Here is a 13,426-nt window from a genome sequence, read left to right as displayed (position 1 = left end):
CCGGGCCCCGATACGGGCGGAGCCTATTCGGACTTCAGTTCGGAGATGATGGTCTCGTAATCGTCGTTCTTCGCTCGCAGATGTTCCTGCGCCTCCGCCATCGGGCGGTATTGGGGCGTGAAGAACGCGTCGAGGAAGCGCTGCTGGATCTCGCCTTCGGCATAGATCTCTCCCATCGCCGTATCGATCGCCTCGACCAGCGCGGGGTCGGTCTCGATGTTGAACATCAGGAAGAATTCCTTGTCGAAGGTGAAATCTTCCTCCTCCGTCATCGGAACGGACACTTCGGGCGCGGCAAAGCTCAGCATCTCGGCGCGGTCGGTCTCGCCGAGGCCCGCCTCGGGCGCCTGGTTGAGCGTCTCGGGCGTCGCGGTGATCCAGACGAAGCGCATCGCGGTCGGATCGTTTTCGGGCAGCTGGGTGAACTGCTCGTTGGCCTGGATCGAGCCGTTGATGACGTCGGCGAGGTCGTCCCACATCGCCTGGTTCTTGTCGGCCTGGTCGCCGGTATTGACCGGGACGATGTTGTCCTCCGAGCCGGGAGCACTCATACGGGCAGCGTTGCGCATCGCGGTGAAACCGATCTCCGACACGCCGCCTGGCTGGATCGCGACCCGGACCCGTTCGCCCGCTTCGGCGGCGGCGAGGACATCCTCGATGGTCTGGTAGGGGCTGTCCGCGGGCACCAGATAGGCGTTGCCGGGATTGACGGAGATCGTCGGCCCGACGGTGAACTCCTCGAAGATGTCGGGAGAGCCCTCAACGCCGTAGAGTTCCTGCAGGTAGGACTGGTCGTGGTGCATCATGATCGTCGTGCCGCGGCTGTCGCGGGCAAGCGCCTTGAACGCCTCGGACGCACCGACGGGATCGACGCGGACGTTCACCCCCAGATGCTCGCTCAGCGCGTCGGCGAGGATCGATGCGTTCTGGTACGTGTCGCCCCCGGTCGAGGACGACCCGATGACCATGCGGATGTTGCGCGGCAGATTCTGGGCCTCCGTCATGACGGGCATGACGATGAGCGCGGCGCCGGCGGCGCTCAGCAAAAGACGGCGGGTGACAGTCATCTCGTTCCTCCCTCGGCCTCGCTCGGCCGGTCGCTGAAAAGGTCTGCCGGGATGATTCCTCCCCCGGTCCGGGGTATGAATGCGCATACATTTGGCCAATGTCAATCACGAGTGAATGCGATGAGCGGCGGTATTGTGGGCCTTTGAACGCTGATATACGGTAAACCTGCCTTCCTCGGCTTGACGCCTCCTTGATGTATACGCATACAGAGGGAAAGTGCCCGAGGGAGGTGGCTCATGGATGAAGATCACAGGATCGCGGCCGATCAGCTTCGCAGCGCCCGCTGGTTCGCGCCCGACGACCTGCGCAGTTTCGGTCACCGGTCGCGCCTCATGCAGCTCGGCTACGCCGAGGAGGAATTCCTGAACCGGCCGATCATCGGCATCCTCAACACCTGGTCCGAGATCAATTCGTGCCACGGCCATTTCCGCGAGCGGGCGCAGGACGTGAAGCGCGGGGTGCAGATGGCCGGGGGCTTCGCCCTCGAGATGCCGTCGCTTTCCGTCGACGAGAGCTTCACCAAGCCCACCTCGATGCTCTACCGCAACATGCTGGCGATGGAGACGGAGGAGATGATCCGCTCGCATCCCTTCGACGGCGTGGTGCTGATGGGCGGCTGCGACAAGACCACGCCGGGCCTCGTCATGGGCGCGATCACCGCGGGCGTGCCGATGATCTATCTGCCCGCCGGTCCGATGCTGCGCGGCCATTACGCGGGACGCATCCTCGGCTCCGGCTCGGACGCCTGGAAGTTCTGGGACGAACGCCGGGCAGGCAACATCAGCGACGCGGAATGGCTGGGTATCCAGGGCGGTATCGCGCGCTCGGTCGGCACCTGCATGACGATGGGGACCGCCTCGACGATGACGGCCATCACCGACGCGATGGGTCTGACGTTGCCCGGCGCGTCGTCGATCCCCGCGCCCGATTCCGGCCATCAGCGGATGTCGTCGGAATGCGGCCGGCGGATCGTGGACATGGTGTGGGAAGGGCTGACGCCCGACCGGATCGTAACCGACGCCGCAGTGCGCAACGCCGCGATCGTGGCGATGGCCACGGGATGCTCCACCAACGCGGTCGTCCACCTGATCGCGATGGCGCGCCGCGCGGGTGTGGACCTGACGCTCGACGATCTCGACGCGCTCGGCCGCACCACGCCGCTCGTGGCCAATGTCCGGCCGTCGGGCAAGGACTACCTGATGGAGGATTTCTTCTACGCCGGCGGTCTGCGCGCGCTGATGAAGCAGATGGAGGAACGTCTCGACACGTCCTGCCTCACCGTCACCGGCCGCACCCTCGGCGAGAACCTCGACGGCGCGGAGGTCTACAACGACGACGTGATCCGCCCGCTGTCGAACCCGGTCTACCACGAGGGGTCGCTCGCGGTCCTGCGCGGCAACCTCTGCCCCGACGGTGCGGTCATCAAGCCCGCCGCCTGCGATCCGAAATTCCACGTCCACGAAGGACCGGCGCTGGTCTTCGACAGCTATCCGGAGATGAAGAAGGCCGTCGACGACGAAAATCTCGACGTGACGCCCGACCACGTGATGGTGCTTCGCAATGCCGGCCCGCTCGGCGGACCGGGCATGCCGGAATGGGGCATGTTGCCGCTTCCGAAGGCCTTGGTTCGGCAGGGGCATCGCGACATGCTGCGGATCTCCGACGCACGGATGTCGGGGACATCTTACGGCGCCTGCGTCCTTCACGTAGCCCCCGAGAGCTTCGTCGGCGGACCGCTGGCGTTGTTGCGGACGGGGGACATGGTGCGCATGGACCTGCCCGCCCGCCGGCTCGACATGCTGGTGGACGAGGACGAGCTGGAGCGCCGCCGCGCGGCCTGGGTCCGGCCAGAGCCAAAGTTCGAGCGCGGCTGGGGCTGGATGTTCTCGCGCCACGTGGGACAGGCCGATACCGGCTGCGATTTCGACTATCTCGAGCGGGGCCACGGCGCGGCCGCCGGCGAACCCGACATCTTCTGAACCGGAAAGCATGATGACCCACGACCTCGACCGCGCCCTCGGCGGCATCTCCGGCATCCTCGTCACGCCCTACGACGCAAAGGGCGAGATCGCCCCCGACCGTCTCGCGCCGATCCTCGACCGCGCGCTCGGGGCGGGCGTGCACATGCCGGTCGTGAACGGGAATACGGGTGAATTCTACGCGCTGACCACCGAGGAGGCCTGCACGATGGTGCGCGAGGTCGCCGCGATGGTGGGCGACCGCGCGCCGCTTCTGGCGGGCGTGGGCCGTGGCATCCGCGACGCCTGCCTGCTCGCCGAAACGTCCGCCAGGGCGGGTGCGAGCGCGTTGATGATCCACCAGCCGCCCGATCCCTTCGTCGCCCCACGCGGCACGGTCGACTACGTCCGCGCGGTGAGCGAGGCCGCGGGCGGGCTGCCGGTCATGCTTTATCTCAGGAACGACGCCATCGGCACGGACGGCATCCGCGCGCTCTGCGACCTGCCGGGCGTGAAGGGCGTGAAATGGGCGACGCCGAACCCGATGCGTCTCGCCGCGGCGATCGAGGCCTGCGATCCCTCGATCACCTGGGTGGGCGGCCTCGCCGAGGTCTGGGCGCCGAGCTTCTACGCGGTCGGCGCGCGCGGCTTCACCTCCGGTCTGATCAACGTCTGGCCGGAGCGCTCGGTCGCGATCCATGCCGCGCTGGAGGGTGGCGATTTCGCGGAAGCGAACCGCCTGATCGCGGAGATGCGCGCCTTCGAGGACATCCGGGCCGAAGAGCTGAACGGCACCAACGTCACCGGGGTCAAGGCGGCGCTGATGGCGCTCGGCCAGGATTGCGGACCCACCCGCCCCCCCTCGGCCTGGCCGCTGAGCGATGCGCAGCAAGAAAAGCTGCAGGACTTCCTCGCCGCCAACGGCCTTCTCCAATCCAAAGCTAAGGAGCACAGCCATGCTTGACGACACCTTCAAGCCGCATGGCCGGCATCTCATCGCGGGCGAATGGGTGGAGGGCGACAGCACGTTCGCGTCCGAACCCGTCGCGGCGGAGGCGGCACACGATTTCTCCGTCGGTACGCCAGCCCATGTGGATCGCGCCTGCGCGGCCGCCGAGGAGGCGTTCTGGACCTACGGCTATTCCGACCGGGAGACGCGGGCGGGCTTTCTCGACGCCATCGCCGATGCGATCGAGGCGCGCGGCGACGCGATCACTGAGATCGGCACGCAGGAAACCGGACTGCCCGAGGCGCGGCTCCAGGGCGAGCGCGGCCGCACCACGGGTCAGCTCCGCCTCTTCGCGGAGCATCTGAGGAAGGGCGACTATCTCGACCGCCGCCACGACGCGGCGCTGCCCGACCGCCAGCCGCTGCCGCGGCCCGATTTGCGGATGATCCAGCGCCCGATCGGCCCTGTCGCCGTCTTCGGCGCGTCGAACTTCCCGCTCGCCTTCTCCACCGCGGGCGGCGACACCGCCGCCGCTCTCGCGGCCGGCTGCCCGGTCGTGGTCAAGGGGCATTCCGCGCATCCCGGCACCGCCGAGATCGTGGCCGAGGCGGTCCTCGAGGCGGTCGAGAAGACGGGCATGCCGGCCGGCGTGTATTCGATGATCCAGGGCGGAACCCGCGAGGTCGGTCAGGCCCTGGTCCAGCATCCGCTGATCCGCGCCGTCGGGTTCACCGGCTCGCTCGCGGGTGGCCGCGCGCTTTTCGATCTCTGCGCGCAGCGCCCCGAGCCGATCCCGTTCTACGGGGAGCTCGGCTCGGTGAACCCGATGTTCGTCCTGCCTGCCGCCGCGAAGTCCCGCGGCGCGGAGATCGGTCGCGGCTGGGCCGGATCGCTGACGATGGGGGCGGGGCAGTTCTGTACCAATCCCGGCATCGCCGTCGTGGAGAGGGGCGAGGCGGGCGACGCCTTCGTCGCGGCCGCAAAGGCCGCGCTCGAGGATGTCGGCCCCCAGAGCATGCTGACCGACGGTATCGCCCGCGCCTATCGCGATGGCCAGGCTCGTTTCGGCGGCCGCAACGCCGTGCGCGCCTTGCTCGAGACCGGGCAGGAGGGCCGCAGCGCCAGCCCGAACCTCTACGAGACCGACGCGGAGGCCTACCTGCAGGACCACGCGCTCGGCGCGGAGGTGTTCGGCCCGCTCGGCCTCGTCGTCCGCGTCACGGGGCCGGACGACATGGAGCGGCTCGCCCGAGGCTTCGAGGGACAGCTCACCGCCACGTTGCATCTCGACGAGGACGACGCCGCGCTCGGCCGCCGTCTCCTGCCGATCCTCGAGCGCAAGGCGGGGCGGGTGCTGGCCAACGGCTTTCCGACCGGCGTGGAGGTCGCGGATGCGATGGTGCATGGCGGCCCTTACCCGGCATCGACCAATTTCGGCGCGACCAGCGTCGGCACGTTGTCGATCCGCCGCTTCCTGCGGCCGGTCTGCTATCAGAACATCCCCGAGGCGCTCCTGCCCGAGGACCTGCGAAACTGAACGGCTGGCGGTCGGCGGAGCTGGTCTGCCGACCGCGTCAGGGGGGAGAATGACTTGGATCACATCATCGACCGGGGGCGGCGCCATGTCCTGTGCGGCGGACTTGCAATGGCGGCCCTGAGCCTTGGCGGAGGGCGTGCGATGGCGGAATGGGCGCCGTCGATGCGCTATCCCGACCCCGCGATCGAGATACTCGACCCGGCATTCGCAAATCTGCGGATATTCAACAGCAGCGTGGAACGCCTTGCGACCGGTTTCAGCTGGATGGAGGGGCCCGTCTGGTTCGGCGACGGGCGCTATCTTCTGATCAGCGACATACCGAACGACCGGATGATCCGCTGGGACGAGGTTACCGGAACGGCGAGCGAGTTCCGCCGCCCTTCGGGCTGGTCGAACGGCAACATCCGCGACCGCGAGGGACAGCTCGTCACCTGCGAGGGCGGGATGCGGCGCGTCACCCGCACCGAGTACGACGGTTCGGTCACGGTCCTCGCCGATTCCCATGACGGCAAGCGGCTCAATTCGCCCAACGATCTCGCCGTCGATGCGGAAGGGGCGATCTGGTTCACCGACCCGCCCTTCCAGATCTTGAACTTCTACGAGGGCGAGAAGGCGGAGCCGGAGCTCGACTTCCACGGCGTCTACCGGATCTCTCCCGACGGAACCCTCGATCTCGTCCTCGACGATCTGAAGGGCCCGAACGGCATCGTCTTCTCGCCGGACGGACGGCATCTCTATGTGGTGGAGGGACGTGCCACGCCGGATCGCTTGGTCTGGGCCTACGACGTGGGCGCCGATGGCGCCCTGTCGGGCAAGCGCCAGCATATCGTTGCGACGGGATACGGCGCGCTCGACGGCATGGCCTGCGACGTCGACGGCAACCTCTGGTGCGGCTGGGGCAGCAACGGCGCGCCGGAGGCGGATTCCGCGGCGCTCGACGGGGTGCGGGTGTTCGACACGTCCGGCCGGGCCATCGGCCACATCCATCTGCCCGAACGCTGCGCCAACCTCTGTTTCGGGGGGCGTCACGGGAACAGGCTGTTCATGGCGAGCAGCCACTCGCTCTACGCCGTGTACGTCAACAAGCGCGGCGCCAACCTGCTCTGACATCTGGAAGGAAGAACGATGGACGATCGGACACGGGAAAAGCTGATGGGAGTCTCGGTGGCGACGCTTGCCACCGCGCTCTACAAGCGGGGCCTGCGCAACCAGGTGATCCAGGGCGTCGGGCCGGTCGGGCGCAAGGGCCGCAACATGGTGGGCCCCGCCTTCACGCTGCGCTACATGCCTGCGCGCGAGGACCGCAACCAGCTCGTGGAGTTCCGCAACCCCGAGCATCCGCAGCGCGTGGCGATCGAGACCTGCCCGCCGGGCCATGTCCTCGTGATGGACAGCCGCAAGAGCGCCGCCGCGGCGAGCGCGGGCGACATCCTGATCACGCGGCTGATGATGCGCGGCGCGGCGGGCGTGGTCACCGATGGCGGCTTCCGCGACGCGATGAACATCGCCGAGATGGAGATGCCCGCCTATCACACGCGCCCCTCCAGCCCGACGAACCTGACCCTGAACGAGGCCATCGCCCTCGACGAGCCGATCGGCTGCGGCGACGCGCCGGTCTTTCCCGGCGACATCATCGTCGGCGACGACGACAGCGTCATCGTCATCCCGCACGAGATCGCCGGGGAGATCGCGGACGAGGCGGTCGAGATGACGGCCTACGAGGATTTCGTCATCGAACGCGTCCGCGCGGGCGAGACCATCATCGGCCTCTATCCGCAGACCAAGGATGAACACGCGGCGGCCTTCGCCGATTGGCGGAAAGCCAACAACCGCTAGGGGCTGCGCGGGGCTCGTCGGGCTGCCCTGCCGTTCCACGGTCCGACGACGCGCGCCGGATGACGCAATCGGCAAGGGGCGGGGAGGTCGATGGCACCCCGCGAGCCGATTGGAGGGTTGTCGGCGGCTGACGCTACGATTAAAGACGGACAACATCGAATGACGGGCAAGATCGCCGTCCCGAAATCCTGAAAACTTCCCGTAACGTCCGCAGGAAGGGTCCGCTCGCGTGCAACGACAAGACGTCCGAACCAACGCCGCGGCCAGTCCCGCCTCGATCAAGCCGTTCCAGATCCGTGGCCGGTTCTTCACCGCCGTGGCGCTGCGGCTCGATACGGGAATGGACGACGCCTTCTTCACCGCGCTCGACGCGCATATCAGCCAGATCCCGGCCTTCTTCGAAGATGCGCCCATGGTGCTCGATCTGGAGAAGGTGGCGGGAACGCTGCCCAAGGCCGAGCTCGTCCGGCTCATCGACGGGCTCAAGAATCGCGGTCTGTCGGTCTTCGGAGTTCAGAACGGAACCGAGGAGCAGGCGGCCGTGGCGCGCGCGGCGGGACTGATCCCGATGCCAGGCGGCCGCGAGGTTCCGCTCGAGCGGACCGCGCGCAAGAGCGACCCGGCCCCGAAGCCCGCCCCGGCAGAGCCCGAACCCGAGGCTGCGCCCACCACGCGCCTGATCACGGAGCCGGTACGGTCCGGTCAGCGCATCTTCAACGACCGCGGCGACCTGATCGTCGTGGCCTCCGTCAGTGCCGGGGCCGAACTGATCGCCGAGGGCAGCATACACATCTACGGCCGGCTTCGCGGTCGTGCCCTGGCCGGTGTCAACGGTGACACCAACGCGCGGATTTTCTGTCAGAGCCTTGACGCCGAACTCCTCGCCATCTCTGGTCTTTACAAAACCAGCGAGAGCATGAGCACTGATTTGCTCAACGAGCGGGTGCAGGTCTTCCTTCGCGACGAGATGCTCTGTATCGAGAAACTCGCATAGCCTTCCCAGAACAGGAGGACATCCCTTGGCCAAGACCATTGTCGTCACGTCCGGAAAGGGTGGCGTCGGCAAGACCACATCCACCGCCGCCATCGGGGCGGGTCTCGCCAAGCGCGGGCACAAGACGGTCGTCATCGACTTCGACGTGGGTCTGCGCAACCTCGACCTGATCATGGGCTGCGAGCGGCGGGTCGTCTTCGATCTGATCAACGTCATCCAGGGCGACGCCAAGCTCAACCAGGCGCTTGTCAAGGATCGTCGTCTCGACACGCTGTCGGTGCTTCCCACCTCGCAGACCCGCGACAAGGACGCTCTGACGCTCGAGGGCGTCGAGAAGGTGCTGGGCGAGCTCAAGGAAGAGTTCGACTACATCATCTGCGACAGCCCCGCCGGCATCGAGCGCGGCGCGCATCTCGCCATGTACTTCGCCGACGAGGCCGTCGTCGTGACCAATCCCGAGGTGTCCTCGGTGCGCGACAGCGACCGGGTCCTGGGACTTCTGAATTCCAAGACCCGCCGCGCCGAGAAGGGCGAGGGCGATCCGGTCAAGGCGCATCTCCTTCTGACCCGCTACGACACCGACCGTGTCTCGCGGGGCGAGATGATGCCCATCGACGACGTGCTGGAGATCCTCGCCATCCCGCTTCTGGGGATCATTCCCGAGAGCCCCACGGTGCTGCGTGCCTCCAATGTCGGGATGCCGGTCGTGATGGACGAGACGTCCAATGCCGGCAAGGCCTACGAGGACGCGGTCTCCCGGCTGATCGGCGAACAGCTCGAAATGCGCATCCAGCCCGAGGAACGTCCCAGCTTCCTGCGACGCTTCCTCGGCCGGAGGGCGTAAGCGATGTTCGGATTCTTCCGCAAGCCGCCGCAGCAGAACAACAGCGCCCAGGCCGCGAAGGAACGGCTGCAGATCCTGCTTGCCCATGATCGCAGCGATCGTGCCCGCTCGGACCTGCTGCCTCTGCTCCAGCGCGACATCCTGGAGGTCGTCCGGCGCCACATGCGGGTCGACAGCGATGCGGTCGAGATCAAGCTCGAGCGCGGCGACGACATGTCGAGCCTCGAGATCAACATCGAGGTCCCCGACGCCCAACCGCGCCCCGCGGGGTAAGACGCGCCGCGGCGGTCTTAACGCCGCGGGAGCGTTCCCGGAGCCCCGGCGCTCCTCGACTTGTACAAGAATTTGGGGCCGACCGGTACCGAACTGGGTTGCAATCACGCCCGGTGCGGGAGTTGCCCGGTGCCGATGGACGACGTCCGGACCAATCACTGCCTGTCGCTCACGGCGATACCCGATCTCTGCAGCAGAGCTTGGCGGCACGACCCGCCAAGTCTGATTTTTCCGGTCCTCAGATCTCCGCCTGCGCCGTCTCCAGCATCGCGAATTCTTCCTCCGCCGTCTTCGCTACGAGGTGGTGGCGCGAGTAGAAGAAGAAATACGCCGCGCCGATGGCGAAGAGGATCAGGGTAAAAAGGAAGGCGCGCGGGTCGAAGGCGAACACTCCGGTCAGCGCGACGAGCGAGAGCACCAGCGCGATGCCGCTCGTCGCCGTGCCGCCGGGGGTGCGATAGGGTCGTGCGAGGTTGGGCTGGGTGCGGCGAAGCTCGATATGGCTCCAGGCCATCAGCGCGTAGGAGATCGTCGCGCCCACCACCGCCATGGCCAGCATCAGGTCGCCCTGTCCGGAAAGGGAGGCGAGAAAGCCGAGGACGCCCGGAACGATCAGCGCCCGCGCGGGCACCTTGCGATCGTTGGTGATCGAGAGTGCGCGCGGGAGATAGCCCGCCCGGGACAGCGCGAAGACCAGCCGCGAATAGCCGTAGATGATCGAGAAGAACGACGCGATCAGGCCCGCGAGCGCCAGCACGTTCACGAGGGTCGCCAGCCAGCCGATCCCCACCGCGTCGAGCGCGTCCACGAGCGGAACGCCGGACTGTCCGATCATCTCCGCCCCGCCCGCGCCCGCCAGCAGGATCGTGACGAGCGCCGCGGTGACGAGAAGGAACACCATCGCGCCGATAATGCCCTTGGGCATGTCGCGGGCGGGATCGCGCGCCTCCTCTGCTGCGAGGGGCACGCCCTCGACGGCGAGGAACAGCCACATGGCGAAGGGCAGCGCCGCCCAGACACCGAAGATGCCGTAGGGCAGGAAGCTGGAGGCGAGAGCCGCCTCGGTGGGGGCGATGTCGAAGAGGTTGGCCGCGTCGAAATGGGGGACGAGCGCCAGCGAGGTCGCGAGGATGGCGAAGACGGCAAGGCCCGAGATCACCATCATCACCTTCAGCGCCTCGCCCACGCCCGCGAGGTGAATACCAACGAAGACGGCGTAAAAGACGGCGTAGACGATGGGCCCATCGAGTCCGATCAGGCTTTCGACCGCGGCGCCGATGAAGATGACGATGGCTGCGGGCGCGAGCGCGTATTCGATGAGGACCGCGAGGCCGGTGAGATAGCCCCCGGCAGGCCCCATCGCCTGCCGCGCGAAGCTGTAGCCGCCCCCCGCTGCCGGGATCGCCGCCGACATTTCTGCAAGCGACAGGACCAGGGTGAAGTACATCAGTCCCATCAGGATCGCGGCGATGACGAAGCCGCCCCAGCCGGCCTCTCCGATGCCGAAGTTCCAGCCCGCGAAATCGCCCGAGATGACGTAGGAGACGCCGAGCCCCGCGAGGAGCACCCAGCCGGCCGTGCCGCGTTGGAGCTGCCGTTTCTCGAGATAGCCGCGATCGATGTCGGTGTCGCTCATGGGATCATCCTTCTGATGGAAAGGCAGGAAGGCTCTCGGCGCGGCAAAGGATATCCGTCGCGCCGTCGTTCGGAAAATTCGTAAGCTTCGTGTCCGAGGTGTCGACCCTGCGCCGTGCGGCGCGGACTTTAGAGACGCCGATGCGCCGGGCTAACCGCTCCAGGGTGTCTAGGCCCTCGGCCACGGGGTCAGGCATCTTGCGGCACCCTCTCGACGGAGAGGACGAACCCTTCGCAAATATCGGCACAAAGCCGGAATAATGTTGCGCCATCGCGGCCCGCGCTAGCCAGGTATCGGATGCCGCGCGGGCCTTCGGGTCGCACGCGCGGCGCAAATTGGCGCATCATCGAGCGACGCGGTCCCGATCAGCATTGTGTCGACGGCGCGGGAAAGCAATATGCGGAGATCACGCGGAAATGCGTCGTCGGCCCGTTTGCGCCCCTCCGGTCGGCCCGGGACTTCGTTTGCTCAAGAGGCAGGCACGACGGAGATTGTTAAAATGCTCGACAATGTTCTCCTACCAGCGGGCAGGGGGGCACCGTCAACTTAGCGGACTGGCCGGACTTGCGGTTGCTAGGTAGCCTTCAAGGATGACAGCCAATCGCGCTGCTCTCTACTCCGGACACTGCTATCCTGCCTTGATCGTTGCCCATGCCGTCTGGCTCTACTTCCGGTTCCCGCTGAGCCTGCGGATGGTCGAGGAAATGCTGGCCGAGCGCGGGATTGGGGTAAGCCACGAAACGATCCGCCGGTGGGGGATGAATTCAGGTGGAACCTATGCCGCCGAGATCCGCCGGCGTCAGACCGCGACTGGCGACAAATGGCGCCTCGACGAGGTCGTGATTTCGATTGCCGGCAAGACACACTGGCTTTGGCGTGCCGGCGATCAGCATGGCGTCGTGCTCGACATCCTCGTCCAGAGCCACCGCGACGCCCGGGCCGCCAGACGCCTTCTACGCAAGCTCATGAAGCGGCAAAGGCGCGTTCCGCGTGTGATTACCACCGACGAGTGGCGCAGCGGTTCCTCGCCACGCATGACCAGATCGCCAATCTCTCAAAGACACCGACAAACGCCACCGCAGACGGACGTCGACGAATGAAACAAGATGCTCATTCGATCTGGGCTGACGTCGCCAAGGTCGCTGTCACATTACGCGCTGACGGAAATGCCCCTCTTAGCTCTAGCCGTCGCAAGGCGACGCTGCTCTACGGAGACCTCGAGAGTTACTTCAAGACCTACCGGGGAACGACCTACTTTGAGGTGACGGATGTCGACCGCGACGCCAGTACGCTCCAGAGTTTCGTTGACCGGGGAGACGGGTTCGGCGCGCTTTCATATGTTTTATCAGGGTCCGACACGCTGGACGGATCGTTTCAGGACGACCGGCTGATAGGGTTTGCCGGAAACTATCGTCTGTTCGGAAACGGCGGCTACGATGTGCTGTTTGGCGGCGGTGGCGCCCACACCCTGATGAGAGGCGCGGGCAACGACAGCCTGTTCGGGGAAAGCGGCAACGACCGGCTCGTTGGGCATGGGGGTGCCGACACGCTGATCGGCGGGCGTGGTAACGACCGGATCGAGGCCGGGGCCGATAACGATCGCATTCTAGGCGGGGGGCGGTAACGATATGCTGTTCGGACATCGCGGGGCCGACGTGATCTACGCCGGGGCCGGGAACGACAAGGCGTTCGGTGGCATCGGCAATGATTCGGTGGCAGGAGCGGCTGGTGACGATGTCCTGAACGGCGGCGGCGGACGTGACCAAAGATCTGGGGTGCGCTCGGGAACGACGTTCTCCGGGGTGGTGCTGGCAACGATCTGATGGGCGGAGGTGCCGGATCGGATCGCCTCTGGGGCGGCGGTGGGGCCGACACCCTCTGGGGTGGGGTAGACGACGACACCCTCTACGGGAATGAGGGGGCCGACAAGCTTGGTGCCGGCAGCGGCAATGACGATGTGTATGGCGGCGGCGGAGCCGATCGCATCCTCGGTGGTCAGGGTCATGATGCCTTGTTGGGTAATCACGGCAACGACACGCTCTACGGTGGCGAGGCTCTGATGCTGTAACCGCCCCCCGACGGCATCGACGTGCCAGGGTGGGATCGCAACAATCCATTTTGGGAGGCGGTCATGTCGGAGATTACCACGGTCGGATTGGATCTCGCGAAGAATGTGTTTCAGGTCCATGGCGCTGACGCCAGAGGTGGCGTGGTCTTTCGCAAGAAGCTCAGAAGGGCCGCGGTGCTCGAGTTCTTCGGCAAGCTGCCGCCCTGCCTCGTGGCGATGGAAGCCTGCGGTGGCGCGCATTTCTGGGGGCGGGAGCTGACACG

At 66.6% G+C, this 13,426-nt stretch carries 13 protein-coding genes and 2 pseudogenes; 13 read left to right on the top strand and 2 right to left on the bottom strand.

All coding sequences use genetic code 11. From position 1 onward, the window contains the following. Positions 1-23: 23 nt before the first annotated feature. Positions 24-1,067 (bottom strand): type 2 periplasmic-binding domain-containing protein, encoded by a 1,044-nt coding sequence (locus tag LX81_RS13835; RefSeq protein WP_111537917.1) that lies wholly within the window; start codon positions 1,065-1,067, stop codon positions 24-26. A gap of 237 nt (positions 1,068-1,304) precedes the next feature. Between LX81_RS13835 and araD the strand changes: the two genes are divergently transcribed. The 8 genes from araD (at position 1,305) to minE (ending at position 9,459) form a co-directional block, all read left to right on the top strand. Beyond that, positions 1,305-3,047 carry an L-arabinonate dehydratase gene (araD, locus tag LX81_RS13830; RefSeq protein WP_111537916.1) on the top strand — a complete coding sequence of 581 codons (1,743 nt, stop codon included), beginning with the start codon at positions 1,305-1,307 and terminating at the stop codon, positions 3,045-3,047. 13 nt (positions 3,048-3,060) lie between these two features. Then, a complete protein-coding gene (locus LX81_RS13825) occupies positions 3,061-3,990 on the top strand; it encodes a dihydrodipicolinate synthase family protein (RefSeq protein WP_111537915.1) in 930 nt (309 codons plus the stop codon). Continuing rightward, on the top strand, positions 3,983-5,512 hold the full coding sequence (locus LX81_RS13820; protein ID WP_111537914.1) for an aldehyde dehydrogenase (NADP(+)): 1,530 nt from the start codon (positions 3,983-3,985) through the stop codon (positions 5,510-5,512). The genes LX81_RS13825 and LX81_RS13820 overlap by 8 nt, the downstream gene beginning before the upstream one ends. A gap of 54 nt (positions 5,513-5,566) precedes the next feature. Continuing rightward, positions 5,567-6,619 (top strand): SMP-30/gluconolactonase/LRE family protein, encoded by a 1,053-nt coding sequence (locus LX81_RS13815; protein WP_234822616.1) that lies wholly within the window; start codon positions 5,567-5,569, stop codon positions 6,617-6,619. 18 nt (positions 6,620-6,637) lie between these two features. Next, a complete protein-coding gene (locus LX81_RS13810) occupies positions 6,638-7,348 on the top strand; it encodes a ribonuclease activity regulator RraA (protein ID WP_111537913.1) in 711 nt (236 codons plus the stop codon). A 229-nt stretch (positions 7,349-7,577) separates the two neighbouring features. Further along, positions 7,578-8,342, top strand: coding sequence for a septum site-determining protein MinC (minC, locus tag LX81_RS13805; protein ID WP_234822615.1), 765 nt, complete (start codon positions 7,578-7,580; stop codon positions 8,340-8,342). Between the two features lie 25 nt (positions 8,343-8,367). Next, positions 8,368-9,186 (top strand): septum site-determining protein MinD, encoded by an 819-nt coding sequence (gene minD, locus LX81_RS13800; RefSeq protein WP_111537912.1) that lies wholly within the window; start codon positions 8,368-8,370, stop codon positions 9,184-9,186. 3 nt (positions 9,187-9,189) lie between these two features. After that, positions 9,190-9,459 carry a cell division topological specificity factor MinE gene (gene minE, locus LX81_RS13795; RefSeq protein WP_111537911.1) on the top strand — a complete coding sequence of 90 codons (270 nt, stop codon included), beginning with the start codon at positions 9,190-9,192 and terminating at the stop codon, positions 9,457-9,459. A gap of 238 nt (positions 9,460-9,697) precedes the next feature. Here minE and eat read toward each other — a convergent pair whose 3' ends face one another. Further along, positions 9,698-11,095, bottom strand: a complete 1,398-nt coding sequence (gene eat / locus LX81_RS13790) for an ethanolamine permease (RefSeq protein ID WP_111537910.1) — start codon at positions 11,093-11,095, stop codon at positions 9,698-9,700. Between the two features lie 629 nt (positions 11,096-11,724). Between eat and LX81_RS13785 the strand changes: the two are divergent. From LX81_RS13785 to LX81_RS13755, 5 genes and pseudogenes are all read left to right on the top strand, one after another. After that, a pseudogene (locus LX81_RS13785) lies at positions 11,725-12,144 on the top strand (IS6 family transposase); the annotation flags it as partial. A gap of 47 nt (positions 12,145-12,191) precedes the next feature. Beyond that, the gene (locus tag LX81_RS22840) at positions 12,192-12,719 is read left to right on the top strand and encodes a calcium-binding protein (RefSeq protein ID WP_234822614.1); all 528 of its coding nucleotides are present in this window, start codon (positions 12,192-12,194) and stop codon (positions 12,717-12,719) included. A gap of 4 nt (positions 12,720-12,723) precedes the next feature. Beyond that, positions 12,724-12,918, top strand: coding sequence for a calcium-binding protein (locus tag LX81_RS22250; RefSeq protein WP_170133943.1), 195 nt, complete (start codon positions 12,724-12,726; stop codon positions 12,916-12,918). Continuing rightward, positions 12,864-13,163, top strand: a complete 300-nt coding sequence (locus LX81_RS13760; RefSeq protein ID WP_170133952.1) for a calcium-binding protein — start codon at positions 12,864-12,866, stop codon at positions 13,161-13,163. Before LX81_RS22250 ends, LX81_RS13760 begins: the two co-directional genes overlap by 55 nt. A gap of 63 nt (positions 13,164-13,226) precedes the next feature. Next, positions 13,227-13,426: pseudogene (locus LX81_RS13755) on the top strand (IS110 family transposase); the annotation flags it as partial.

This window comes from Palleronia aestuarii (assembly GCF_003253995.1).
Taxonomy (GTDB): domain Bacteria; phylum Pseudomonadota; class Alphaproteobacteria; order Rhodobacterales; family Rhodobacteraceae; genus Palleronia; species Palleronia aestuarii.
This window is presented reverse-complemented; position numbering and strand designations above follow the sequence as displayed.

Coding starts and splice junctions, on each gene's coding strand:
- LX81_RS13820 (WP_111537914.1), top strand. CDS start 3,983: ATGCTTGACGACACCTTCAAGCCGCATGGCCGGCATCTCATCGCGGGC.
- LX81_RS22250 (WP_170133943.1), top strand. CDS start 12,724: ATGCTGTTCGGACATCGCGGGGCCGACGTGATCTACGCCGGGGCCGGG.
- eat (WP_111537910.1), bottom strand. CDS start 11,095: ATGAGCGACACCGACATCGATCGCGGCTATCTCGAGAAACGGCAGCTC.
- LX81_RS22840 (WP_234822614.1), top strand. CDS start 12,192: ATGAAACAAGATGCTCATTCGATCTGGGCTGACGTCGCCAAGGTCGCT.
- LX81_RS13825 (WP_111537915.1), top strand. CDS start 3,061: ATGACCCACGACCTCGACCGCGCCCTCGGCGGCATCTCCGGCATCCTC.
- araD (WP_111537916.1), top strand. CDS start 1,305: ATGGATGAAGATCACAGGATCGCGGCCGATCAGCTTCGCAGCGCCCGC.
- LX81_RS13835 (WP_111537917.1), bottom strand. CDS start 1,067: ATGACTGTCACCCGCCGTCTTTTGCTGAGCGCCGCCGGCGCCGCGCTC.
- minE (WP_111537911.1), top strand. CDS start 9,190: ATGTTCGGATTCTTCCGCAAGCCGCCGCAGCAGAACAACAGCGCCCAG.
- LX81_RS13810 (WP_111537913.1), top strand. CDS start 6,638: ATGGACGATCGGACACGGGAAAAGCTGATGGGAGTCTCGGTGGCGACG.